Annotated in this window: 21 protein-coding genes and 1 rRNA gene; 18 read left to right on the top strand and 4 right to left on the bottom strand. The window is 76.6% G+C overall.

Going from position 1 to position 23,675, the window contains the following annotated elements; translation table 11 throughout:
* Positions 1 to 37: 37 nt before the first annotated feature.
* From rrf to MY520_RS25795, 3 genes are all read left to right on the top strand, one after another.
* Positions 38 to 154: ribosomal RNA gene (gene rrf / locus MY520_RS25785) — 5S ribosomal RNA — on the top strand.
* A 1,520-nt stretch (positions 155 to 1,674) separates the two neighbouring features.
* Complete coding sequence (locus MY520_RS25790) at positions 1,675 to 2,520, top strand: tetratricopeptide repeat protein (protein ID WP_436695553.1); 846 nt, start codon at positions 1,675 to 1,677, stop codon at positions 2,518 to 2,520.
* 99 nt (positions 2,521 to 2,619) lie between these two features.
* Positions 2,620 to 2,979 carry a single-stranded DNA-binding protein gene (locus MY520_RS25795; RefSeq protein ID WP_436695554.1) on the top strand — a complete coding sequence of 120 codons (360 nt, stop codon included), beginning with the start codon at positions 2,620 to 2,622 and terminating at the stop codon, positions 2,977 to 2,979.
* Between the two features lie 8 nt (positions 2,980 to 2,987).
* On the opposite strand, the gene MY520_RS25800 is transcribed toward MY520_RS25795, so the two are convergent.
* Positions 2,988 to 4,298 (bottom strand): DUF1015 family protein, encoded by a 1,311-nt coding sequence (locus MY520_RS25800; RefSeq protein WP_436695555.1) that lies wholly within the window; start codon positions 4,296 to 4,298, stop codon positions 2,988 to 2,990.
* A 108-nt stretch (positions 4,299 to 4,406) separates the two neighbouring features.
* On the opposite strand from MY520_RS25800, the gene MY520_RS25805 reads away from it, so the two are divergent.
* Together MY520_RS25805 and MY520_RS25810 are read left to right on the top strand one after the other, a co-directional pair.
* A complete protein-coding gene (locus tag MY520_RS25805) occupies positions 4,407 to 4,802 on the top strand; it encodes a tetratricopeptide repeat protein (protein WP_436695556.1) in 396 nt (131 codons plus the stop codon).
* Positions 4,799 to 5,884: an HAD-IIA family hydrolase gene (locus MY520_RS25810; protein ID WP_436695557.1), complete on the top strand. Its 1,086-nt coding sequence runs from the start codon at positions 4,799 to 4,801 to the stop codon at positions 5,882 to 5,884. Before MY520_RS25805 ends, MY520_RS25810 begins: the two co-directional genes overlap by 4 nt.
* Before the next feature lie 76 nt (positions 5,885 to 5,960).
* Here the strand turns inward: MY520_RS25810 and MY520_RS25815 are convergent, their stop codons facing one another.
* Positions 5,961 to 6,278: an alkyl sulfatase C-terminal domain-containing protein gene (locus MY520_RS25815; RefSeq protein ID WP_436695558.1), complete on the bottom strand. Its 318-nt coding sequence runs from the start codon at positions 6,276 to 6,278 to the stop codon at positions 5,961 to 5,963.
* Between the two features lie 377 nt (positions 6,279 to 6,655).
* On the opposite strand from MY520_RS25815, the gene MY520_RS25820 reads away from it, so the two are divergent.
* The 5 genes from MY520_RS25820 (at position 6,656) to MY520_RS25840 (ending at position 11,415) form a co-directional block, all read left to right on the top strand.
* Positions 6,656 to 6,796 carry a hypothetical protein gene (locus MY520_RS25820; RefSeq protein WP_436695559.1) on the top strand — a complete coding sequence of 47 codons (141 nt, stop codon included), beginning with the start codon at positions 6,656 to 6,658 and terminating at the stop codon, positions 6,794 to 6,796.
* On the top strand, positions 6,796 to 7,593 hold the full coding sequence (locus MY520_RS25825) for a TlyA family RNA methyltransferase (RefSeq protein ID WP_436695560.1): 798 nt from the start codon (positions 6,796 to 6,798) through the stop codon (positions 7,591 to 7,593). The genes MY520_RS25820 and MY520_RS25825 overlap by 1 nt, the downstream gene beginning before the upstream one ends.
* Before the next feature lie 102 nt (positions 7,594 to 7,695).
* Positions 7,696 to 8,730, top strand: coding sequence for an NAD kinase (locus tag MY520_RS25830; protein ID WP_436695561.1), 1,035 nt, complete (start codon positions 7,696 to 7,698; stop codon positions 8,728 to 8,730).
* Positions 8,705 to 10,540 (top strand): DNA repair protein RecN, encoded by a 1,836-nt coding sequence (recN, locus tag MY520_RS25835; protein WP_436695562.1) that lies wholly within the window; start codon positions 8,705 to 8,707, stop codon positions 10,538 to 10,540. The genes MY520_RS25830 and recN overlap by 26 nt, the downstream gene beginning before the upstream one ends.
* Positions 10,541 to 10,698: 158 nt before the next feature.
* Complete coding sequence (locus MY520_RS25840) at positions 10,699 to 11,415, top strand: methylase (RefSeq protein WP_436695563.1); 717 nt, start codon at positions 10,699 to 10,701, stop codon at positions 11,413 to 11,415.
* Between the two features lie 7 nt (positions 11,416 to 11,422).
* Here the strand turns inward: MY520_RS25840 and MY520_RS25845 are convergent, their stop codons facing one another.
* Entirely contained in the window at positions 11,423 to 12,187 is a 765-nt protein-coding gene (locus tag MY520_RS25845) for a TetR/AcrR family transcriptional regulator (protein WP_436695564.1), read from the bottom strand.
* 294 nt (positions 12,188 to 12,481) lie between these two features.
* Between MY520_RS25845 and steA the strand changes: the two genes are divergently transcribed.
* The 8 genes from steA to MY520_RS25885 are packed head-to-tail and all read left to right on the top strand — an operon-like array spanning position 12,482 to position 23,022.
* Complete coding sequence (gene steA / locus MY520_RS25850; protein ID WP_436695565.1) at positions 12,482 to 13,669, top strand: putative cytokinetic ring protein SteA; 1,188 nt, start codon at positions 12,482 to 12,484, stop codon at positions 13,667 to 13,669.
* Entirely contained in the window at positions 13,666 to 14,616 is a 951-nt protein-coding gene (locus MY520_RS25855) for a copper transporter (RefSeq protein ID WP_436695566.1), read from the top strand. Before steA ends, MY520_RS25855 begins: the two co-directional genes overlap by 4 nt.
* Positions 14,613 to 15,485 carry a hypothetical protein gene (locus MY520_RS25860; protein WP_436695567.1) on the top strand — a complete coding sequence of 291 codons (873 nt, stop codon included), beginning with the start codon at positions 14,613 to 14,615 and terminating at the stop codon, positions 15,483 to 15,485. Before MY520_RS25855 ends, MY520_RS25860 begins: the two co-directional genes overlap by 4 nt.
* On the top strand, positions 15,482 to 17,107 hold the full coding sequence (gene murJ, locus MY520_RS25865) for a murein biosynthesis integral membrane protein MurJ (RefSeq protein ID WP_436695568.1): 1,626 nt from the start codon (positions 15,482 to 15,484) through the stop codon (positions 17,105 to 17,107). Before MY520_RS25860 ends, murJ begins: the two co-directional genes overlap by 4 nt.
* Positions 17,100 to 18,251, top strand: coding sequence for a glycosyltransferase family 4 protein (locus MY520_RS25870; RefSeq protein ID WP_436695569.1), 1,152 nt, complete (start codon positions 17,100 to 17,102; stop codon positions 18,249 to 18,251). Before murJ ends, MY520_RS25870 begins: the two co-directional genes overlap by 8 nt.
* Entirely contained in the window at positions 18,248 to 20,674 is a 2,427-nt protein-coding gene (locus tag MY520_RS25875; protein WP_436695570.1) for a hypothetical protein, read from the top strand. The genes MY520_RS25870 and MY520_RS25875 overlap by 4 nt, the downstream gene beginning before the upstream one ends.
* Positions 20,646 to 22,382 carry a CTP synthase gene (locus MY520_RS25880; RefSeq protein WP_436695571.1) on the top strand — a complete coding sequence of 579 codons (1,737 nt, stop codon included), beginning with the start codon at positions 20,646 to 20,648 and terminating at the stop codon, positions 22,380 to 22,382. Before MY520_RS25875 ends, MY520_RS25880 begins: the two co-directional genes overlap by 29 nt.
* Before the next feature lie 40 nt (positions 22,383 to 22,422).
* Positions 22,423 to 23,022, top strand: coding sequence for an NUDIX domain-containing protein (locus MY520_RS25885; RefSeq protein ID WP_436695572.1), 600 nt, complete (start codon positions 22,423 to 22,425; stop codon positions 23,020 to 23,022).
* A 27-nt stretch (positions 23,023 to 23,049) separates the two neighbouring features.
* On the opposite strand, the gene MY520_RS25890 is transcribed toward MY520_RS25885, so the two are convergent.
* Positions 23,050 to 23,675, bottom strand: a 626-nt coding sequence (locus tag MY520_RS25890; protein ID WP_436695573.1) for a hypothetical protein, incomplete at its 5' end; no start/stop codon positions are given.

Genomic DNA, 23,675 nt, shown 5'->3' on the forward strand with positions numbered 1-23,675 from the left:
GTGCGGATGGGGCCCGGAGCGAACAAGTTCACAGCGTTACGGCGGCCATGGCGAGAGGGAAACGCCCGGTCTCATTCCGAACCCGGAAGCTAAGCCTCTCAGCGCCGATGGTACTGCCCCGGAGACGGGGTGGGAGAGTAGGACGCCGCCGGACAACCATTCACGGAACGGGGGTCAGAGCCTTGTGCTCTGGCCCCCGTTCTCGTGGTTTCCGCATACTTTCAGCACAGTGAGTGCTGCACCAGGCATCGAGGTACGCACAGGACCATGACTTCTCCCCGACGAGGCGCCGGCGGCGCCGGTGGACAGGGCCCCCGCGGTGGCCGGCAGGGCTCCGGACAGGGGCGGCCTCACGGCTCCGGCGGTTTCCGTGGCGGACCCGGCGGTCAGGGGTCGCAGGGGTCCTGGCAGGGACGTCGCTCGTCGGGTGAGCAGTCCGGTGGCGGCGGACGGAGCAGCTGGCAGGACCGCCGTCCCCCGGGTGACCGTCCGCAGCGTCCGGCCGGTGCCCGCGGGGAGTGGCAGGACCGCCGTCCGCAGGGCGACCGCCCGCAACGTCCGGCCGGTGCCCGTAGCGACTGGCAGGACCGCCGTCCGCAGGGTGACCGCCCGCAGCGGCCCGCCGGTGCCCGTAGCGACTGGCAGGACCGTCGCCACCAGGGTGACCGCCCGCAGCGGCCCGCCGGTGCCCGCGGCGACTGGCAGGACCGTCGCCACCAGGGTGACCGCCCGCAGCGGCCCGCCGGTGCCCGCGGCGACTGGCAGGACCGCCGTCCCCAGGGCGACCGCCCGCAGCGCCCCGCTGCTGCGCGCGGCGACTGGCAGGACCGTCGCCACCAGGGCGACCGCCCGCAGCGCCCCGCTGCTGCGCGCGGCGACTGGCAGGACCGCCGTCCCCAGGGCGACCGCCCGCAGCGTCCGGCCGGTGCGCGCGGGGAGTGGCAGGACCGTAGGCCGCAGGGTGACCGGCCGCAGCGCCCGGCCGCTGCGCGCGGGGAGTGGCAGGACCGTAGGCCGCAGGGTGACCGGCCGCAGCGCCCGGCCGCTGCGCGCGGGGAGTGGCAGGACCGTAGGCCGCAGGGTGACCGGCCGCAGCGCCCGGCCGCTGCGCGCGGCGACTGGCAGGACCGCCGTCCCCAGGGCGACCGGCCGCAGCGCCCGGCCGGTGCCCGGAGGGACTGGCAGGAGCGTCCGCAGCGTCCGGCCGCTGCGCGGGGGGAGTGGCAGGACCGCCGTCCGCAGGGCGACCGCCCGCAGCGCCCGGCCGCTGCGCGCGAGGAGTGGCAGGACCGCCGTCCCCAGGGCGACCGGCCGCAGCGCCCGGCCGCTGCGCGCGGCGACTGGCAGGACCGTCGCCCGCAGGGTGACCGGCCGCAGCGCCCGGCCGGTGCCCGGAGGGACTGGCAGGACCGTCCGCAGCGTCCGGCCGGTGCGCGCGGGGAGTGGCAGGACCGTAGGCCGCAGGGTGACCGCCCGCAGCGTCCGGCCGGTGCCCGCGGGGAGTGGCAGGACCGCCGTCCCCAGCGGGCGTCCGGCACGGCCGGTGGCCGGGACTGGCGGGACCGGCGCCCGTCCGACGTCAGTCGGGGCGGGCCGCGCGCCGACCGCACGCCGCCGGCTCCGCCGGGCCCCGAGATCCCGGAGTGGGCCGACGCCGGGGACCTCGACACGACGGTGCGGCAGGCTCTGCGCGGGCTGGAGTCCCGCAACGCCGAACGCGTCGCCCGCCACCTCGTCGCCGCCGGCACGCTGGTCGACGAGCACCCGGAGGAGGCGCTCGCGCACGCCCGCGCCGCCCGCGACCGCGCGTCTCGGATCGCATTGGTCCGTGAGGCCGTCGGCGTCACGGCGTACCACGCAGGTGACTACGCCGAGGCGGCGCGCGAGCTGCGCGCCTACCGGCGGATGAGCGGCGACCACGGTTACCGGGCCGTCCTGGCCGACTGCGAGCGCGCCGTCGGCCGTCCGGAGGTGGCCCTGCGGCTGGTCCGGGAGGCGCTCGACGAACAGCCGGACTCGGCGGAACTGGTGGAGCTGCGCCTGGTCGAAGCCGGCGCGCGTCAGGACCTCGGTGAGGTCCCGGCTGCCCGGCTCGTGCTCGAGGCGGCGCTCGGCGGGCGGCCGACGCCGGACTCCGTCGACCTGACCGACCCCGGCGTGCTGCGTCTGGCCGGGGCCTACGCCGACCTGCTGGCGGCGGACGACGACCAGGCGCTGGCAGAGGAGTGGCTCGCCGCGGTGACGGCTCACGCCCCGGAGGAGGCCGACGTCGAGTTCTCCGAGGAGGAGGTCCCGATCGAGGACGAGGTGCTGGCCGAGGACGAGGTGCTGGCCGAGGACGGCCTCCCGGCCGAGGGGGATGTCCCGGCCGAGGACGTGTCGACCCCGGCGGCGGTCCCGCCCACCGGCGAGCTCGGGGAGGACACCGACGAGGAGCTCGACCTCGACGACGACATCGAGGCCGAGGTCGCCGAGTTGCTCGGTGAGATCGACCCGCCCGAGGACGACCGCAAGCACTGACCGGCGGCACTTCCCGGTGTGCCATCCACACGCCCGGCCGCGGTCCACAGACCGCGGCCGGGCCTGGTTGTGCCCCGGACCGGCGGCGAGGCTGCCGTCATGAGCGTGGCAGTCATCGACCGGAACGACGTGGTGCTCCGCGGGCGGATGTCCGCTCCCGCGGAGCTGCGCACCCTCCCGAGTGGCGACACCCTCGTCACCTTCCGTCTGGTGGTGCGCCGGCCCGAACCACGGGTGCGGGGACAGTCGGTCGACGTGCTCACGTGCATCAGCTACGACCGCGCACTGCAGCGGCGGATCGCTGCTTGGGAGGCCGGCGACGTCGTGGAGGTGGAGGGCGCCCTGCAGCGCAGGTTCTGGCGGACGCCGACCGGCACGGCCTCGGTGTGCGAGGTGAACTGCCGCCGCGGCCGCAAGGTGCCCCGCTCGTCGGGCGGGACGGCGGTCGCGTCGGCGTGACCGGCCGGTCAGTTCGCGTGGGGCCGCAGCACCAGGCCGGTGCGGGGCTTCGGGACGAACAGCGTCGACTTGCGGGGCATGCGGGCCCCGTCCCGGGCGACGGCTGCGACGTCCACCGGGGACGGAGCGCGCAGCAGGACGGCGACACCGCGCCGAGCGGTGGCGCCCGCGAGAGCCTGCTCGACGGAGTGCGCGACGACGACCGACTCCGGGTCGTCGCTGCGGCCCCACAGCCGCTGGAACAGGCCGTGGTGGGCGAGCACCACGTCGAGCCGGCGCCACGCCGCGGGCGCCTCCGCCGGCACGGCCGCGACCACGTCCGCCGAGGGGTGCCGAAGCACGGCCAGCCGCCGTCCGTCGCTGACGAGGAAGCCGGACTCCTCGGGATCGGTGAGCCAGCGGTGGGCCGCCGCCGTCAGGCCCGCCTCGCCGCTGCCGAGGCCGCCCAGCTCGGTGACCGCGAAGCCTGGGGCGGCCGCCGCCAGGGCCTCGTCGAAGAGCAGGTCGGGGACCACCCGGTGGATCGGCTGGACGTGCAGCCCGCCCAGGCCCATCGGGGTGACCAGGGCCAGGATCGCGTGCTCGCCGGGACGGGCGGCGGCGTGAGCGCGCGCCGCGGCGAAGCGGTGGTGGCCGTCGGCGATGACCGAGCCGGTGCGTGCCAGCGCGGCAGTGACCCGGCCGACCAGCCCCGGCTCGGTCACCCGCCACAGGCTGTGCCGCACGCCGTCGGCATCGCTGACCACCAGGGTCGGCTCGCCCTCTCGGCCGGCGGCCGTGAGTTCCGGCACCTCGGTGTCGGGGTCGTGGGCGAGCAGGATGGGTTCGAGGTCGGTGTCGGTCGCGGCGAGCAGGGCGCGCCGGCCCTCCACGGCGACCGGATAGGTGTCCTCGTGGGGCAGCACGGCGCGGGAGCCCGCCGCCGGCAGGGAGACGGCGGCCAGCCAGCCCACCGTGGCCGGGTCCCCGTCGGGCGGGGCCATCTCGTAGACCCACAGGGCCGGCTCGGGATCCCGCTCCAGCACGCCGGCGACCTCCCACTCGCGGAGGGTCCGGGCGGCCTGTTCGACGGAGTACTGCAGCGTCTCGTCCCCGGGGGCGCCGGGCGGCAGCACGACGCGGGGCAGGATGAGGCGGACGATGTTGTACGGGTCGGCTGCGGCCAAGCGGTCCCGGCCCTCCGGGGTCACCAGGTCGTAGGCTGGCGAGCTGACCCGGGCCAGGTGCTCGGGATCTCGTTGCCGGTAGGTCAGGGCGCGGAAGGGCCGGACCTCGAGCCCGGTCGCTGCAGGGTCCGGGGAGTCCGACGACGAGGGCACGACGGGAATCGTAGGAGCGTCCCGCTCCGGTCCGCCCTCGCGGCCGGTCCGGGCGCGCAGCCGGTGACGTGTCCACGGACCGGCGGGCGGCGGACGGAGGGGGCGGCGGTGTCGGACACGGGGGCTCCCGAAGGGGACGTCTACGAGTGGTACCAGCGCGGGCTGCAGTTGCTGGCCAATCGTGATCCCGCGGCGGCAGCCACCCTCCTGGCCCGGGCGGCGGAGGCCGAACCAGGCTCGCGCAGCCTGCTCGAGGCACTGGCGCGCGCCCAGTACGACGCCGGCCGCTACCGCGAGGCCATCGGCACCTTCGGCGAGCTGGCCAGCCGCAACCCCACCGACGACTACGCCCAGTTCGGTCTCGGGCTGGCCGCCAGCCGGGCCGGTGAGCTGGAGCTCGCCGCCGAGCACCTCGCCCTCGCGGTGGCGATGCGCCCCGACCTGGGTCACTACTCGCGGGCGCTGCGCGGCGTGCGGGCCCGCCGGACAGGAGAGACCGCGTGACCGCACCGGTGCCCACCCTCGCCTCCGGCTGCGCGCAGCCACCGACCGGGATCTACGACGTCGCCCTGCTCGACCTCGACGGCGTCGTCTACGTCGGCGCTGACGCGGTGCCCGGCGTGCCGGACGCCCTGGCCGCGGCGCGCGCGGCCGGGATGCGGCTGGGCTTCGTCACGAACAACGCCGCCCGGACGCCCGAGGACGTCGCGCAGCACCTCGTCGCCCTCGGGATCGCGGCCGCCGCGGACGACGTGATCACCAGCTCGCAGGCGGCCGCCACGGTCGTCGCCGAGCGGGTCGGTCCTGGCGCGCGCGTGCTGCCGGTCGGTGGGCCCGGCGTCGCCGCGGCACTCGAGGCCGCCGGGCTCACCGTGGTGCGGCGGGCCGAGGACGACCCGGCGGCCGTGGTGCAGGGCTACGGCCGGGACGTGGGCTGGGCCCAGCTGGCCGAGGCCGTGGTGGCCGTGCGCAACGGCGCCGAGCACGTCGCCACGAACACCGATGCCACGATCCCCTCGCCGCGCGGCCCGCTGCCGGGCAACGGCGCGATGGTGGGCGTGGTCAGCACGGTGACGGGCGTCCGGCCGCTGGTGACCGGGAAGCCCGATCCCGCGATGCACGCCGAGTGCGTCCGCCGGACCGGTGCCCGGCGTCCGCTGGTGGTGGGCGACCGGCTCGACACCGACGTCGAGGGCGGCCGGCGGGCCGGGGCCGACAGCCTGCTCGTGTTCACCGGCGTCACCGACCCCGGCGCCCTCCTGGCCGCCGGCCCGCACCAGCGCCCCGACCTGCTCTCACCCGACGCCTCCGGCCTGCTGGACGTCCACCCCGAGGTCGTCGCCGTCGACGGCGGCTGGCACTGCGGCGTCTGGGACGCCCGCCCGCTCGGCGAGGACGGGCACCTGCAGCTGTCCTGCGTCCCGTGCGAGCCGGGGGACGGCGGCGACGGACTCGACGGTCTCCGTGCCCTCTGCGTCGCCCACTGGAGCGCCCACCCGGACGCCGCGGTGCCGGCCCGCGTCCAGGCTGCTGACGACGCCTCCGCGGCCGCGCTGGAGCGCTGGTCCCTGGGGACCACGGGGTGACCGTGGCCCCCGGCGTCGGTCCTGGCGGGCGCCGGTCCCGGCGGGCGGCTGACCGGATGAGTGGCGGTCCGGGCGGTCAGAGCATCTTGCGCAGCCGCAGGAGGTCGCGCAGGCCGGCCTCGAGCTTCACCCGCCCCGACGCCCACGCCGGGCCGAAGGACAGCCGTCCCTCGGTCAGCGCGACGAGGTCGTCGCTGTTCATCGTCAGCCGGATGTCGGCCTTCTCCAGCGACTGGTCCGCGGGCTCGGCCCGGAGCTCGTGCACCGACCCGCGGGCCAGCCGTCCCCGGACGGTCTGCTTCTGGTCGGGGATGTGGCACGAGAGGCTCCGGTCCAGCCCCTGCGCCGCCGGGTTGGCCGCGAGGTCGCCGAGGATGCCCTTGAGGGCGGTCATGCACTGCTCCATCGTCGCCACGCGAGCACGCCTCCACGGAGAGTTGGGATCTGGCGGGCGAACGCTATCCCCGGTCGGGGACCCGTGCTCGTCGTCCCCGGCCGGTAGCCTCGCCAGCCGGGACCCCTCCCCGGCCGGCGCGCCGTCCCGCGACGCCGGCCACCCCGCCGGCGCGGCAGCACGCCGCGGCCACGACTCCCGAGAGGCGCGCCATGACCGAGCCGAGCCGACCGCGACCGGTCCCGGGCCCACCCCGCCCCGGCCCGCGTCCGACCGGCGATCCGGCTCCGGTTCCCGGTCCGCTTCCGGGTTCGGCTCCGGTTCCCGGCCCGGCTGCGGCCCACGGCCCTGCTCCGCTGCCGGCGGGCGAGCCCGCGGTGTCGGCGGCGGACGACGGGACGGACGCCCCGGCCTTGTTGGCGGACCTGGCGCACCGACCCGTGTCCGAGCACGTCGCCGTCTACGAGGACGAGTACGCCCGGCTGCAGCGCGAGCTCGGCACGATCGACCGGCTCTGATGGTCCGCCGCAGTCGGCTCGACGCTGAGCTCGTGCGGCGGGGACTGGCCCGCTCCCGCGAGCACGCCGTCGCCCTGATCAACGAGGGGCGGGTCGCGGTGTCCGGCCGGGCCGCGACCAAGCCCGCGACCGGTGTCGACCCCAACACCCCGGTCGTCGTCCGCACCGACCCCGACGAGCCCAGCTGGGTCTCCCGTGGTGCGCACAAGCTGATCGGCGCGCTCGATGCCTTCCCGGTGCCGGTGGACGGCCGGCGCGCGCTGGACGCCGGGGCCTCCACCGGGGGGTTCACCGAGGTGCTGCTGTCGCGCGGGGCCCGGGAGGTCGTCGCCGTCGACGTGGGGTACGGCGAGCTGGCCTGGTCGCTGCGGACCGACGAGCGGGTGACCGTGTGGGAGCGCACCAACGTGCGGACTCTCACGCCGGAGCAGATCGGCGGCCCGGTCGACCTGGTCGTGGCCGACCTGTCTTTCATCTCGCTGCGGCTGGTGCTCCCGGCGCTCACCGGGTGCGCGACCGACTCCGCCGACCTGCTGCCCATGGTCAAGCCGCAGTTCGAGGTCGGCCGCGACCGCCTGGGGGCCGGGGGAGTGGTGCGCGACCCCGCGCACCGGCAGGACGCGGTCCTCGACGTCGCCCGCGCGGCCGCCGACCTCGGCTGGGGGACCGCCGGCGTGGTCGCCAGCCCGCTGCCCGGCCCGGCGGGCAACGTGGAGTTCTTCCTGTGGTTGCGCCGGGACGCCGGACCGCCGCGCGAGGAGGACGTGCGCCGCGCCGTCGAGGAAGGACCATCGTGAACCAGACCGGGACCGAGGAGGAGCAGTGACCGAGCTCGCGAGGTCGTGCAGGGACACGTCACTGCCCGGCCGGCGGCCGACCGGTGCCGGCGAGGAGGAAGCGTGACAGAGGTCAGCCCCGCGCTGTGGGCACCGAGCGGCAGCCGGCACGTGCTTCTCACCGTGCACACCGGCCGGGAGGACGTCGTCGAGCTGGCCCGCAGCTCCGCCGCGCGGCTGGCGAAGGCCGGCATCACCGTCCGGCTGCTCGAGGAGGAGGCACCCGACCTCGGCATCGAAGGCGCGCAGGTCGTCCCCGCCGACGCCGAGGCCGCCCGCGGAGCCGAGATCGTCATGGTGTTCGGCGGCGACGGGACGTTCCTGCGGGCCGCGGAGCTGGCCCGGTACAGCAACGCCGCGCTCATGGGGGTCAATCTCGGCCGGGTCGGGTTCCTCGCCGAGACCGAGCCGGAGGCGGTCGAGGAGACGCTCACCGCGATCGAGCAGTGCGAGTACTCGGTGGAGAAGCGGCTGGCGATCGAGGTCGACGTCCTCGACGCCACCGGTGCGGTCGTCGGGGGCACGTGGGCCCTGAACGAGGCCTCGGTGGAGAAGATGGAGCGCTCGCGAGTGCTCGACGTCGTCCTCGCCATCGACGGGCGCCCGCTGACCAGCTTCGGCTGTGACGGCATCCTGTTCTCCACGCCGACCGGGTCCACTGCCTACGCGTTCTCCGCCGGCGGTCCGGTCGTCTGGCCCGACGTCGAGGCGATGCTCGTCGTCCCGTCGAACGCGCACGCCCTGTTCTCCCGGCCGCTGGTGACCTCGCCCGACTCGGTGCTCACCGTGGCCATCCCGGCCGACGGCAACCAGGCGCGGGTCTCCGCCGACGGGCGGCGCGCGCTGGAGGTCCCCGCCGGCGGCCGCGTCGACGTGCGCCGGGCCGCCCGGCCGGTGCGCATCGCGCGGGTGCACAAGGCCACGTTCGGCGACCGGCTGGTGGCCAAGTTCGGGCTGCCCGTGCGCGGCTTCCGGGACGCCCGCACGCACGACCCCGGCCACGAGCTGATCCCCACGCGCAACGTGCTGACCCGCGGCATCGTCGTGGGCGACATCGGGAAGGAGAGCCGCGGTGGCGGCACGGACGACGACGCGTGAGCCGCGGCGGCCCGCGCCGCCCGCACCTCCGGTCGAGCCGGCCGCGGCCGCCCGCCCGCCGGAGGCCGGCCGGCTGGGCCGGCTGACCGAGCTGCGCATCCGCGGGCTCGGAGCGATCGACGACGTCACCCTGGAGCTCGGCAACGGCCTCACCGTGGTCACCGGCGAGACCGGCGCCGGCAAGACGATGGTCGTCACCGGCCTGACGCTGCTCTTCGGTGGCCGCGCCGACCCCGGCCGGGTGCGGGCCGGCGGCCGGGCCGGCGTCGAGGGGCGGCTGGCCCTCCCGGCGGACTCCCCGGTGTGGGAGCGGGCCGCCGATGCCGGCGCCGACCCGGACGACGACGGGTCGCTGATCCTGGCCCGCACGGTGAGTGCCGAGGGGCGGTCGCGGGCGCACCTCGGTGGGCGCAGCGTGCCCGTCGGCGTGGTGGCCGAGCTCGCCGAGGGGCTGCTGGCGGTGCACGGTCAGAGCGACCAGCTGCGGCTGTCCCGCCCGGCCGAGCAGCGCCGTGCGCTGGACCGCTACGCGGGCCCGGCCCACCTGGAGCTGCTCGACCGGTACCGCGAGGCGTACGCCCGCTGGCGCGAGCTCGCCGCCGACCTCGAGCGGCGCCGCGGGCAGGCCCGCGAGCTGGCCCAGGCCGCCGACGTGCTGCGCCACGGGCTGGAGGAGATCGAGGCCGTGGCCCCGCAGCCGGGGGAGGACGCCGAGCTCGACGCGCAGGCCCGGCGGCTCAGCGACGCCGACGCGCTCCGGGCGGCCGCCGACGAGGCGCGCGTGGCGCTCGTCGGCGACGTCACCGGCGACCTCGGCGGCGACGACCTCCCGCAGGACGCCGGCGCGGCCCTGGCCATCGCCGAGCGCGCGCTGGCGGCCTCCGACGACCCGACGCTGGTCCTCCTGGCCCAGGACCTCGCCGACGCCGTGGCCGTGGTGTCCGACGTCGCCGGCCAACTCGCCGGCTACGTGGCCGACCTGGACGCCGACCCGGCCCGCCTCGCCGAGGTGCTGGACCGGCGGGCGGCGATCACGGCACTGGTACGCAAGTACGCCGACCCGGGGGAGGGGGCGAACGGGGTGCTGGCGTGGGCGGAGGACGCCGGCAGCCGGCTGGCGGAGCTCGACGTCTCCGACGAGGCGCTGGCGGAGCTCGAGGCCGCCCGGGACACCGCCCGTGCCGAGGTCGACGACCTCGGCGCCCAGGTCTCGGCCGGGCGGCGGGCGGCCGCCGACGGCTTCGCCGCCGAGGTCGGCCGCGAACTGGCCGGACTGGCGATGAAGAGCGCCCGCGTCTCCTTCGCGGTCGACAGCGATCCCGGCTCCCCGGGGCCCGAGGGCGTCGACGAGGTGGCGCTGCTCCTGGCCGCACATCCCGGCGCCCCGACCCGGCCGGTGCACAAGGGCGCCTCCGGCGGTGAGCTCTCCCGCGTGATGCTGGCCATCGAGGTCGTCTTCGCCGGCGCCGACCCGGTGCCGGTCATGGTGTTCGACGAGGTGGACGCCGGCGTGGGCGGCCAGGCCGCCGGCGAGATCGGCCGCCGGCTCGCCCGCCTGGCCCGCGACCACCAGGTCGTCGTGGTCACCCACCTGGCGCAGGTCGCGGCGTTCGCCGACACCCACCTGGTCGTCGACAAGTCGCCGGACACCGGCGCCGGCGTCACCGCCACCGACATCCGCGCCGTCGACGGTGAGGACCGGGTGCGCGAGCTGGCGCGGATGCTCTCCGGGCTGGCCGACAGCGACACCGGCCAGGCACACGCCCGCGAGCTGTTGGCCGTGGCGGCCACCGCCCGTGCGGCCGCCTGAGCACGCCGCCCGGCCCGTGCGGGGCACGCGAGGACGCCCGACCGGGTGACCCCAGGAGTGACGGCGCGACGACGGGGGTAGGTATCGGTCGTGCGCAATCCAAATCCGGTCACCGTCGACCGCCTGCCCACCGCTGTCCCGGCCCCCGGCTCTGCCCGGTGAGCTGCTTCTCCTCCGCCGACGAGTCGGCGCACTACGGGTTCTCCGTCTGCATGCTGCTGCAGCAGTACCGCGACCAGCTGCGCTGGGCCGAGGAGGGGGTCGTCGAGCTGGGCACCGGTGACGCCACGGCGATCGCCGACGTCGTCGCCGGCCTGCCGGAGCTGCGGGTGCGCAGCTTCGACATCAGTGCCTCGTCGGTCGCGCAGGCCCGCCGCAACATCGCCGCCCGCGGCGTCGCCGACCGCTACACCGTGGAGCTCGGCGACTTCTTCGACAGCGCGGACTCCGCCGGCGGGCCGCCGGTGTCGACGGTGATCGCCAACCCGCCCTACATCCCGGCGCCGGACCGCGACATCCTCATGCCCGAGCTGTGGGGCGGCGTCCACGGCAACGACCTGGTCCTGCAGCTGCTCAAGGCCGGGTACGGCAACGTCGTCTGCGCGGTGCCCAGCTACTCCGACCCGGTCAGCACCGTCCGGGTGGCCACCGACCTGGGCTACCGGGTCGCCAACTTCCTCGCCATGGGCCTGGACTACGGCCCGTACAGCTCCGAACCCAAGGTGCGCGAGCACATCCGGCGGATGTGCGCCGAGGGCCGCGGCTGGTCCGGCGACGCCGAGTACATGGTCGCCGTCGCCCTGTTCACACAGGACCCGGACATCCCCGGCGACCGCTCCGGCCAGCTGCTCCGCGCGCTGCAGCTGGAGTGCTGACGCGCCGTCACCGCCGCTTGGCGTACCCGGCCAGCCCGAACTGCAGCAGGGCCAGGCCGCGCTCGCCCTGGGCCCGGAGCTCGGCCGACAGCTCCGGACCGGTGACCCCGGCCAGCACCCGGTCGCGGGCCAGCTCGAGCAGCGCCGCGTAGAGCCCGAGCACCGAGTGGGCGGCCAGCCACGGCGCCAGCTCACCGGGCTGCGGCCGGGTCTCCTCCGCGATCAGCTCGGCGAGAGCCACGGTCAGCTCGCCGATGATCTCCCGCTCGCGGACCTGCAGCGTGCGGCTGCCGCGGATCACCTGGGCCATCTCGGCCACACCGGCGGCCGCCTCGGGGGCGCCCAGCCCGCTCATGGCCCGGACGACGAAGGTGCCGGCCGCCGCGGTCACCGACTCCCCGGCCGGCCGCGAGCGGACCGCGCCCAGCAGCGCCGCCCGCATCGGCGGATCGGCCTCGAAGACCAGCCCCTCCTTGACCGGGAAGTGGTTGAACACCGTCTTCTCGACGACGCCCGCGCGCTGGGCGATCTCCACCACGCTCACCGCGTCGAAGCCGCGCTCGGCGAACAGCTCGGCGGCGGCGTCGACGATGGTCGCGCGGGTCTGCTGCCGGCGGCGTTCCCGCAGACCCGGACCGCGCAGCCCCCGCCGGCTCCTGCGCCCCCGGCCGGCGGCCTCGGCCGATCCGTCGGGTGCGGCCGCCGCCGCTGGGGTGCCGGCGGCGGGTGCGGCGCCCGGCAGCGGAGGTGGCGGAGGTGTCTCGAGGGGCACGACGTCCTCATCAGTGACGGAAACCACCTCGTCGTCCGGAGCCTCCGCCGGGTGCGGCACATCGGGCGCGCCCACCTGGAGGATCTCGTCTCGGTCCGTACCACCGACCACATGCGCCCCTCGTGTCACCCGCGCAACGCTAGACAGCACGTCGGCGGCACCTGGCGGGGTCCTGGTGCACGTCACGCCCGGCGTGTCGGCTTGCCCGTCGTGTCGAACACGGTCCGTGAGCGGGGCGTCGCGCGTGCGCGTCGGACGGCGGCGCGTCGGAGCGGTCGTGGGAGGGTGTAGGCCATGCGCATCGGCTCCCTCCGCCGCGGCCGGGCCCCGGAGACGGCACCCGGCGTGACCGGCACCGTGCGCCTCGACCGCCGCACGAAGAACCTCACCAAGCGCCTGCGCCCCGGCGACATCGCCGTCATCGACCACGTCGACATCGACCGGGTCAGCGCCGACTCGCTGGTGGCCTGCCGGGTCGCCGGCGTCGTGAACGCCTCCGCCAGCATCTCCGGCCGCTATCCCAACCTCGGCCCGGAGATCCTCACCAACGCCGGCATCCCGCTCGTCGACAACGTCGGCAAGGAGGTGCTCTCCGCGGTCAAGGAGGGGGCCTGGGTGCGCCTCGACGGCGACACGTTGTACCTGGAGGACGGCACCGTCCTCGCCAAGGGCACCGAGCAGACGCCGGAGGTGATCGCCGAGGCGATGGCCGAGGCCAAGGCCGGGCTCTCGGTCCAGTTGGAGGCGTTCGCCACCAACACCATGGAGTACATGAAGCGCGAGCGCGCGCTGCTGCTCGACGGCGTGGGCGTGCCGGACGTCGCCACCGCGATCGAGGGCCGGCACGTGCTGGTCGTCGTCCGCGGCTACGACTACAAGGAGGACCTGCAGGCGCTGCGGTCCTACATCCGGGACTACCGGCCGGTGCTCATCGGTGTCGACGGCGGCGCCGACGCGCTCAAGGAGGCCGGCTACCAGCCCGACATGATCATCGGCGACATGGACTCGGTGAGCGACGACGTCCTGCGCTGTGGCGCCGAGGTCGTCGTGCACGCCTACGCCGACGGTCGCGCGCCCGGCCTGGCCCGCGTCCAGGACCTCGGCGTCGACGCCATCACCTTCCCGGCCGCGGCCACCAGCGAGGACATCGCGATGCTGCTGGCCGACGAGAAGGGCGCCACGCTCATCGTCGCCGTCGGCACCCACGCCACGCTCGTCGAGTTCCTCGACAAGGGACGCGGCGGGATGGCCTCGACCTTCCTCACCCGGCTGCGCCTGGGCGGCAAGCTCGTCGACGCCAAGGGCGTCAGCCGGCTCTACCGCAGCCGCATCTCGACCACGACCCTCGTCGTCCTCGTCCTCGCCGCCTTCATCGCCATCGGCTCGACCCTCGCGGTGTCGACGGCCGGCCGGGTCTACCTCGACCTGCTGCTCGACCAATGGAACAGCTTCGTGTTCTGGCTGGAGAACCTCTTCACGTGATCGACTTCCGCTACCACCTGGTCTCGCTGATCGCGGTGTTCCTGGCCGTGGCGCTCGGCATCGTCATCGGCACCACCCAGCTCAACGGGCCGATCCTGGCCGACCTGGAGAACCAGGTCACCGACCTGGAGCAGGACAAGCGGTCGCTGGAGGACCAGACCCAGACCCTGCAGGCCCGGCTGAACACCAGCGACGCCTTCGAGGAGGCCGTCGCGCCCACCCTCGTCGCCGGCAGCCTGACCCAGCGCAGCGTCGTCATCATCGTCGCGGGCGACGACGTGGCGACCGATACCGTCGAGGAGATCAGCACGCTCGTCGGCGCGGCCGGCGGCACCGTGACCGGCACGGTCGCGTTGCAGCCGGAGTACAGCGACCCGGCCACCGCCGCCAGCCTGCAGAGCTACGTCACCGGGTCGGGCCTGCCGCCGGGGCTCACCCTGCCGGAGACCGACGACACGGGGCAGCTGGTCGGCGCCCTGCTGGCCCAGGTGCTCATGCGCCCGACCGGCATCAGCGTCCCCGCCCCGGACACCGCCGGGCTGTCCTCGGTGCTGGCCGGTCTGTCCGCGCTCGAGGTGCTCACCGTCGAGTCGGCGTCGGTCACCCCGGCCGACTACGCGGTGCTGCTGACCGCGGGCGCGTTCACCGACGAGGCCGAGGAGCGCACCGACACCCTGGTCGACCTGACCGTGGCGCTGGACGCCGCCGGCTCCGGTGCCGTGGTCGCCGGCGACGACGCCGCGGCCGCCGAGGCCGGTCTCATCGGCGTCATCCGCGCCGACCCCGAGACCTCCGCCGCGGTCTCGACCGTCGACAACGTCGGCTCGTCGTCCGGCCGGATCAGCACCGTCCTGGCCCTCGGCCGGGAGAGCGAGGGCACGTCGGGCAAGTACGGCACCGGCGAGGACACCCAGCCGGTGCCGCCGGTGCCGGCCGCCACCCCGTGACCCGGCCGGCGGACGCCGGCGCCCGACGCCGGGCGCTGCTGGCGCTCGGCGGCGCGGCCGCGGCACGGCTGGGCCTGGCCGCGGCGGCAGAGCTCTCTGCCCGGCCGGCCGGCGCGCCATGGCGGCGGACCAACTACGCCGGCCGCCCGGTCACCCTCCTCGGCGGCCCGGCGCTGGCCGTCGCCGCGACGGCCACCGCGGCCGCCGGGGCACCGGCCGGCAGCCGGCTGGCCGCCGCGCTGGCCGGCGGCGTCTCCGGGCTGGTCGGCGGCTACGACGACCTCGCCGGTGCGCGGCCGGAGCAGGCCCGGGACAAGGGCCTGGCGGGCCACCTGCGCGCGCTGCGCGCCGGGCGGGTCTCCGCGGGCGCGGTCAAGGTCGCCGGCATCGGTGCGGCGGCGGCCGGCACGGCGCTGCTCTCGGCGGGTGGGCGCGGTGCACGAGACACCCGCGGCGCGGGCGCGCTCGTGGACGGCGTCCTGACCGCCGGCCTCGTCGCCGGCACCGCCAACCTGGTCAACCTGCTGGACCTGCGGCCCGGACGCGCGGCCAAGGCCACCGCGCTGCTCGCGGGCAGCACCCTGGGCGGCCCGGCCGGGACCCTCGTGGCCGGCCCGCTGGGCGCCACCCTCGCCGTCCTGCCCGCGGACCTCGGCGAGCGGGTCATGCTCGGCGACGCCGGGGCGAACGCGGTCGGCGCGCTGCTCGGTCTCCGGCTGGCGCAGCTCACCGGCCGCCCGATCCGTACCGGGCTGCTGGCGGCGGTCGTCGCGCTCACCCTGGCCAGCGAGAAGGTGAGCTTCACGAAGGTCATCGAGGCGACGCCGGGGCTGCGCGAACTGGACCGGCTCGGCCGCCTCCCGGCATGACCCGGCGGCAGGTCGTCTCCGGGGTCGCCGGCGCCGCAGCGCTGATCGCCGTCCTCACCGTGCTGGCCCGGCTGGCCGGGTTCGGTCGCACGCTGGTGTTCACCAACGCCGTCGGCGCCGAGAGCACCGGGGACACCTACCTGGCGGCCAACAACGTCCCCAACATCGTCTTCGAGGTCGTCGCCGGCGGGGCGCTGGCCGGCCTGGTCGTGCCCATGCTCGCCGGCGGCATCGCCGTCGGCGACAGCGACCAGGTCCGGCGGACCGCGTCGGCCCTCCTGGGCTGGGCCCTGCTCGTCCTGACCCCGCTGGCGCTGCTGCTCGCCGTCCTCGCCGAGCCGATCGCCGGGCTGCTGCTGGGCACCGACGACGCCGCGCAGGTCGACCTGGCCGCCCGCTTCCTGCTGGTGTTCGCGCCGCAGGTGCTGCTGTACGGCCTGGGCATCGTGTTGGCCGGCGTCCTGCAGGCGCACCGCCGCTTCGCCGCCCCGGCCCTGGCGCCGCTGCTGTCCAGCGTCGTGGTGGCCGGCGCCTACCTGCTCTTCGCCGGGCTGGGCGGCGGACGCACTGTGGAGGACCTCTCGACCCCCGCCGAGCTGGTCCTCTCCGTGGGGACGACGCTCGGCGTGGCCGCCCTGACGCTGAGCCTGCTCCTGCCCGTCCGGCGCCTCGGGCTGGGGCTGCGGCCGGCGCTGCGCTTCCCGGTGGGCGCGGCCCCGCGGGTGCGGCGCCTGGCGGTCGCCGGCGTCCTGACCCTCGCGGGGCAGCAGCTGGTCGCCGTGGTGGCCATCCGGCTGGCCAACGCCGGCGCTCCCGACGGCACGCAGGTCGTCTACATCGCCGGGCTGACGCTCTTCCTGGTGCCGTGGGCGGCGCTGGCCGTCCCGCTGGCGACGTCGGCCTACCCGGGGCTGGCCGAGCGGGCCGAGACCGGCGACGAGCCGGGCTTCCGCCGCGCCCTGGCCCCGGCCGCGGTCCTCGTGGTGGTCGGTTCGCTCACCGCGGCGGCGGTGCTGGTAGCGGTGGCCGGGCCCATGGCGCGGGTGTTCCTGGCCGGGGCGCCGCCGGCCACGGTGGCGGCGCTGCGGGACACGATCATCGCCTTCGCCCCCGGCCTGGCCGGCTACGGCCTGGTCGCCCTGCTGACCCGGGCGCTCTACGCCCGCGGGCTGTGGAAGGCCCCGACGGTGTGCGTACTGGGCGGCTGGCTGCTCGCCGTCGCGGCCGACCTCGTCCTCGCCGGCGTGCTACCGGCCGCCGACCGCGGCGCGGCCCTGGCCGCCGGGCACAGCCTCGGGGTGACCGTGGCCGGTCTCGGCCTGCTGGCGGTCGTGGCGCGGGTCGTGGGCCCGGCCGGGCTGGCCGGCGTCGCGCGGGCCGGGTTGCCGGCCCTGGTCGCCGCGGTGCTCGCCGCGGGGGCGGGGCTGCTGGTCGCCGGCGCGCTCGGTGCCGACCCGGTACCCCATGGCGCGCTGCTGTCCGTCGTCGGGGCCGGCGTGCTCGCCGCGGCGACCGCACTGGCCGTCGTCGCGGCGGTCATGATGGGAACTGCACGCGGCGCTCTGGAGGCGGCCGCGCGCGGACTGCGATCGGGCGACCGTCAGGAGGTGCACGGTGGCTGAGCGGCTCCCGCTGCAGGGCCGCCGGGTGACCGAGGTGCTGGCCACCAGCACCGGTGGGGTCGGCACGCACGTGCGCTCGGTCCTGCCGGCGCTGCTGGCCGCCGGCGCCGACGCGCGCGTCGCCGGGCCGGCGGCGACCGAGGACCTGTTCACCTTCACCGCGACCGGAGCGGCGTTCGACCCCGTCGAGATCTCCGCCGGCATGGCGCCGGCCGCCGACGCCCGAGCGGTCGCCGCGCTGCGCCGCGCGACCGCCGGGTCCGACCTGGTGCACGCGCACGGGCTGCGCGCCGGGCTGGTCGCCGCCGCCGCCCGGCGGCTCGGCCGGGCGCGGTCCCGGCCCCTGGTGCTCACCCTGCACAACGCCCTGCCCGAGGGCGGCGGCGCGCTGCGCCGGGTGCTCCGGCTGGCCGAGCGGGCCACCATCCGCGGCGCCGACGTGGTGCTCGCCGCCTCCGGCGACCTCGCCGAGAACGCCTGGCGGCAGGGCGCCCGCGACGTCCGGGTCGCGCCGGTCTCCGCCCCGCCGCTGCCGCCGCCCGGTCGGACCGCCGCCGACGTGCGCGCGGAGCTGGGCGTGGCCGAGGGCCGGCCGCTGGTGGTCGCGGTGGGCCGGCTGCACCCGCAGAAGGGCTACGACGTCCTGCTCGACGCGGCCCGCCGCTGGACCGGCGACCCGCGGCTGCCCGTGCCGCCGCTGGTCGCCGTCGCCGGGGACGGACCGCTGCACGACGAGCTCGCCCGCCGCATCGCCGACGAGCAGCTCCCGGTCCGCCTGCTCGGGCGGCGCAGCGAGGTCGCCGACCTGCTCGCCGCCGCCGACCTGTGCGTGCTGCCCTCCCGCTGGGAGGCCCGCTCGCTGACCGCCCAGGAGGCGCTGCGCTCGGGCACGCCGCTGGTCGCCACCCGCACCGGGGGCCTGCCCGAGCTGCTCGGGGACGGCGCCGAGCTGGTGCCCGTGGGCGACGCCGCGGCGCTGGCCGAGGCCGTCACCGCCCTGCTCGCCGACCCAGGACGGGCGCGCCGGCTGGCCGAGGCCGGGACCCGCCGGGCGGCGGAGTGGCCCGACGAGGCCGCCACGGCCCGCCAGCTCGTCGCCGTCTACCGGGAAGTGCTGGGACCGCCGGGGGCCGGCGTCCCGTGACCGCGCTGACCCGGGCCGGGGCCCTGCTGCTCGCCCTCCTCGCCGTGCTCGTCGTCGGCGGGGGGACTGCGGGCGCCGCGCCGGCCGGGGACTCGACCGCCGACCGGGTCGTCGTCGTCGGCGTCCCCGGCCTGGTGTGGAGCGACCTGGACCCGGAGGCGACGCCGAGCCTGTGGGCGCTGGCCGAACGCTCGCCGATCGGCGCGGTGTCGGTGCGGGCCGCCCGGTCCACCAGCTGCCTGCTCGACGGCTGGGCGACGCTCGGCGCCGGCAACCGGGCCCGCTTCCCGGCACCGGACGAGTCGGTCCCACCCGTGCCGCTGCCCACCGTGCCGCTGCCCGGGGAGGCGCCGGGCACCGGGGACGACGGGACCGACGGCACCCCCGCGGACGACGCGGTCCCCGAGGACCAGGCGCCGGCGGTCCCGCCGGCCACCCCCTCGCTGTCGCACTGCGGCCTGCAGGAGCGGCTGGCCACCGCGGGGCTCGCCGATCCCCGGTCGGCGGTCGCGGCGGTGGCGGCCGACCCCGGCACGGCCCGCTTCGGCGCCGAACCCGCCGCGCTCGGCCGCGCGGTCGGCTGCGCCACGGTCGTGGGCCGCGCCCCGGCCCTGGCCGTCGCGGCCGACGGCGTCGCGCTCGGCTCGCACGAGCGGCTGCCCACCGACCCCGGCCTGGTGGAGGAGCTGCTCGCCGGCTGCCCGCTGACCCTGGTGTCCCTCGACGCGCTGCTGGACGCCGGCGAGCCGGCCCTGGAGGGCAGCGAGACCGGCACGGAGCCGCAGCCGCGGGCCACCGCGCTGGCCGCCATCGACGACGCCGTCGGCCGGCTGGTCGCCGCGGTCGACGCTGCGCCGGGGGAGACGCTGCTGCTCCTGCAGGGCGTCTCCGAGGTGGGCGACGGTCGCCCGCAGCTGCACGTCGGCATCGCCTCCGGGCCGGGCTTCGCCGACGCCGGCTGGCTGACGTCGGCGAGCACCGGCCGGGCTCCGTACAGCCAGCTCATCGACGTCGCCCCGACGGCGCTGGCCGCCCTGGGCCTCGAGCGGCCGGCGTCGATGAACGGGCAGGCACTGCGGGTGGCCGGCGACCGGCCGGCACTGGCCGAGGCGGTCGAGGTCCTGGACCGGGCCAACACCGGCGCGAGCGTGCACTACCGGAGCACCAGCACGTTCTTCTGGGGGCTGGTGCTGGTCGCGGCGGCGGTCGTCGGCGTCGGGCTGATGGTGGCCGGCGGACGGCGCCGGGACAGCGCCCCGCGGCCGGCCGGGGAGCGGCTGCGCGGCGTGCTGCGGCCGGTGGCCCTGGGGGCCGCGGCGCTGCCCGTCGCCACCTACCTGGCCGGGCTGCTGCCCTGGGAGCGGGCCGGCGCGCCCCGGCTGGCCCTGGCCGGCGCGGTGCTGGCCGCCGCGGGGGCGGTGGCGGCCGTGGCCGCGCTCGGCCCCTGGCGCACGCACCGGCTGGGCCCGCCCACCGCCGTCCTCGTCATCACCCTCGGGACGCTCGTCGGCGACGTGCTCAGCGGCTCGCAGCTGGAGCTCAACGGCCTGCTCGGGTACGACGCGATCGTCGCCGGGCGGTTCACCGGCTACGGCAACCTCTCCTTCGGCCTGCTGTCGGTCAGCGTCCTGCTGCTCACCGCGGCGGCGGCGACGGCGGCCGGGCGGCGCGCCCCGGCGTCCCGCACCCGCTCGGCCACCGCCGCCACCGTGCTCGTCGCCGGCGCCCTCACCGTCCTCGTCGTGGGCACGCCGGCCCTGGGCCGCGACTTCGGCGGCGTGCTGGCCGCGCTCCCCGGGTTCGTGCTGCTGGCGATGCTGCTCACCCGTACCCGGGTGACGGTGACCCGGATGGCCGCGGTGCTGGCGCTGGCCGTCGTCGCCGTCGGCACGCTGGCCGTCCTCGACTGGCAGCGCCCGGCGGCCGACCGCAGCCACCTGGGCCGGTTCGTCGACCAGGTGCTCACCGGTGAGGCGTGGACCGTGGTCAGCCGCAAGGCCTCGGCCAACGTCGACATCCTGCTCGGCAGCCCGCTGGCCTGGCTGCTGCCGGTCGCGCTGGTCGCCGCGGTCTGGCTGGTCCGGCCCGGGGGCCGGCTGCCCGGGCCGCTGCGCGGGCCCGGCCTGCTGCGCGGCCGGGGCGACCTGCTGGCCCCCGGCGACCGCGCCGTCCTGCGCGCGGGCCTGCTGGCCGGCGCGCTGAGCCTGGCCGTCGGCGCGCTGGCCAACGACTCCGGCGTCGCCCTCCCGGCGACCGCGGCGGCGCTGCTCGTGCCGCTGCTGGTGTGGCTGGCCGCCGCGCCGCGCCGCGACCCGGCCGAGGGGCTCGACGTGGCCGACGGCACGCCCGGCACGGGGCCGGGCGGAGCGGCCGACCGTGTTACGGTCGTCTCCCGTGGATCGTCCTGGAACGCGCAACCATGACTACGGGCCGGGGGGTCTCCTCCACAACTCGCAGCCCACGAAGTTCGTCTTCGTCACCGGCGGGGTTGTCTCCTCTCTCGGCAAGGGCCTGACGGCCAGCTCCCTCGGGGCACTGCTCTCCAGCCGGGGTCTGCGGGTGACCATGCAGAAGCTGGACCCCTATCTCAACGTCGACCCCGGGACGATGAACCCGTTCCAGCACGGCGAGGTCTTCGTCACCGAGGACGGTGCCGAGACCGACCTGGACATCGGGCACTACGAGCGGTTCCTCGACACCGACCTGACCGGGCGGGCCAACGTCACCACCGGCCAGGTCTACTCCGACGTGATCGCCAAGGAGCGGCGCGGCGAGTACCTCGGCGACACCGTGCAGGTCATCCCGCACATCACCAACGAGATCAAGGCCCGCATCATGGCGGGGGCCGACTCGAGCGAGCGGGTCGACGTCGTCATCACCGAGATCGGCGGCACCGTCGGCGACATCGAGTCGCTGCCCTTCCTCGAGGCCGCCCGCCAGGTGCGGCACGAGATCGGCCGGGACAACTGCTTCTTCCTGCACATCTCGCTGGTGCCCTACATCGCGCCGTCGGGCGAGCTGAAGACCAAGCCGACCCAGCACTCGGTCGCCGCGCTGCGGAGCATCGGCATCCAGCCCGACGCGCTGGTCTGCCGTTCGGACCGGGAGATCGGCACCGGGCTCAAGCGCAAGATCAGCCTGATGTGCGACGTCGACGCCGAGGGCGTCATCTCCTGCCCGGACGCGCCGTCGATCTACGACATCCCGAAGGTGCTCCACCGCGAGGGCCTGGACGCCTACGTCGTCCGCCGGCTCGGACTGCCCTTCCGCGACGTCGACTGGACCGTGTGGGGCGACCTGCTCGACCGCGTGCACGCGCCCAAGCGGACGGTGACGATCGCGCTGGTCGGCAAGTACATCGACCTGCCCGACGCCTACCTGTCGGTCACCGAGGCACTGCGGGCCGGCGGGTTCGCCCACCGCAGCCGGGTGGAGATCCGCTGGGTGCCCTCCGACGACTGCGACACACCGGAGGGGGCGGCGCACGCGCTGGCCGGTTCGGACGGCATCTGCATCCCCGGCGGGTTCGGCGTCCGCGGCATCGAGGGCAAGCTCGGTGCGATCCGGTACGCCCGCGTCAACGGCGTGCCGCTGCTGGGCCTGTGCCTGGGGCTGCAGTGCATGGTGATCGAGGCCGCGCGGAACCTGGCCGGCCTGGAGAAGGCCAACTCCGCCGAGTTCGACCCGGACACCCCGGACGCGGTCATCGCCACGATGGCCAGCCAGATCGACGTCGTCGCCGGGCAGCGCGACATGGGCGGCACGATGCGGCTGGGCAGCTACCCGGCCAGCCTGCAGAAGGGCTCGGTCGTCGCGCAGGCCTACGGCTCCACCGAGATCACCGAGCGGCACCGGCACCGCTACGAGGTCGCCAACGCCTACCGCGACCAGCTCAGCGAGGCCGGCCTGGTCTTCTCCGGCACCTCGCCGGACGGGCTGCTGGTCGAGTTCGCCGAGCTGCCGCGGGAGACCCACCCGTTCTTCGTGGGCACCCAGGCGCACCCGGAGCTCAAGAGCCGGCCGACCCGCCCGCACCCGCTGTTCGCCGCGTTCGTCCAGGCCGCCGTCGACTTCTCGGAGTCCGCACGGCTGCCGGTGCCGGTGGACGAGGCCGAGAAGGTGGGGATCTGATGATCTCGCGGGCCGCCTCGTCCCAGGAGGTGGGGAGCTGATGGTGGAGCCGGCGCGGCCCGGGGAGTACGAGGTCCTCGGGACCGAGACGATCCACGAGGGCCGGATCATCACCCTGGTCAAGGACACCGTCGCCATGCCCGGCGGGGGAAAGAGCGACCGCGAGGTCGTGCGGCACATCGGCGCCGTGTGCATCGCCGCGGTCGACGACGAGGACCGCGTCGTCCTGGTCCGGCAGTACCGGCACCCGGTCGGCGGCTACCTGTGGGAGCTGCCCGCCGGCCTGCGCGACTCCCACGGCGAGGCGCCGCTGGCGACCGCCCAGCGGGAGCTGGCCGAGGAGGCCGGTCTCTCCGCGGAGCGGTGGTCGCTGCTGGTCACCAGCTTCAGCACCCCCGGGTTCTGCAACGAGGAGGTGCTGATCTACCTCGCCGAGGGGCTGGCCGACGCCGATCGGCCCGAGGGCTTCGTCGTGGAGCACGAGGAGCTCGACATGACCGTGGAGCGGGTGCCGCTGGCCGACGCCGTCGCGCGGGTCTTCACCGGCGGCATCCGCAACGCCTCGGCGGTCATCGGCGTGCTCGCCGCCGCCCAGGCGCGGGCCACCAGGCCCGAGCTGCGCCCCGCCGACGCGGAGTAGGCGGGCGGCCCTGCGGAGCGGCCTTCCTCAGCCGATGGCCACCGGGGACGAGGTGCCGACGTGCACCCGGCGCACCGACCAGGAGTCCTGGATCTCCTCCTCCAGCCAGAAGACGTAGGGCACGCCCGGGGTCAGGCCGGCGAAGGTCACACCGACCGGCACGCAGCCCTCGGGCTGGGCGGCGACCTGCACCGGCGGCTCGGGCTGCGCGCCGGTCACCAGCCGCTGCACGACCGCCGTCACCCGGTAGCCGAGGACGTCGGAGCGCGCGTCGGCCTGCCAGCTCACCGTCGCCGACCCCGGCCCCGGCACCACGCCGGGGACGATCCGGCGCGGGTTGCCGTAGCCGCCGCAGGTCTCCGGTCGCGGCTCCAGCTCGGGCGCGACCCCGACCGGGACGAACGGGGGCCGCACCTCGAGGTCGATCGGGCCGGGGCGGGGGATGTCCACCGTCGCCACCGGGTCCTGGGGCACGGGCACCGGCACGACCGGGGTGGACACCGTCGGGGCGGCGGCCACCGCGGCCGGTGCCGGGGTGGCGGTGCGCACCGTGGTCCGGGCGGCGGCGACGTCCGCGGCCACCTCGGTGGCCGGGCCGCTGAGGGCGATCAGGCCGACCGCCGCCACGGCCGCGGCCGTGCCGGCGCCGCGAC

Origin of the sequence: Geodermatophilus sp. CPCC 205506 (genome assembly GCF_051383635.1) — a bacterium.
Taxonomy (GTDB): domain Bacteria; phylum Actinomycetota; class Actinomycetes; order Mycobacteriales; family Geodermatophilaceae; genus Geodermatophilus.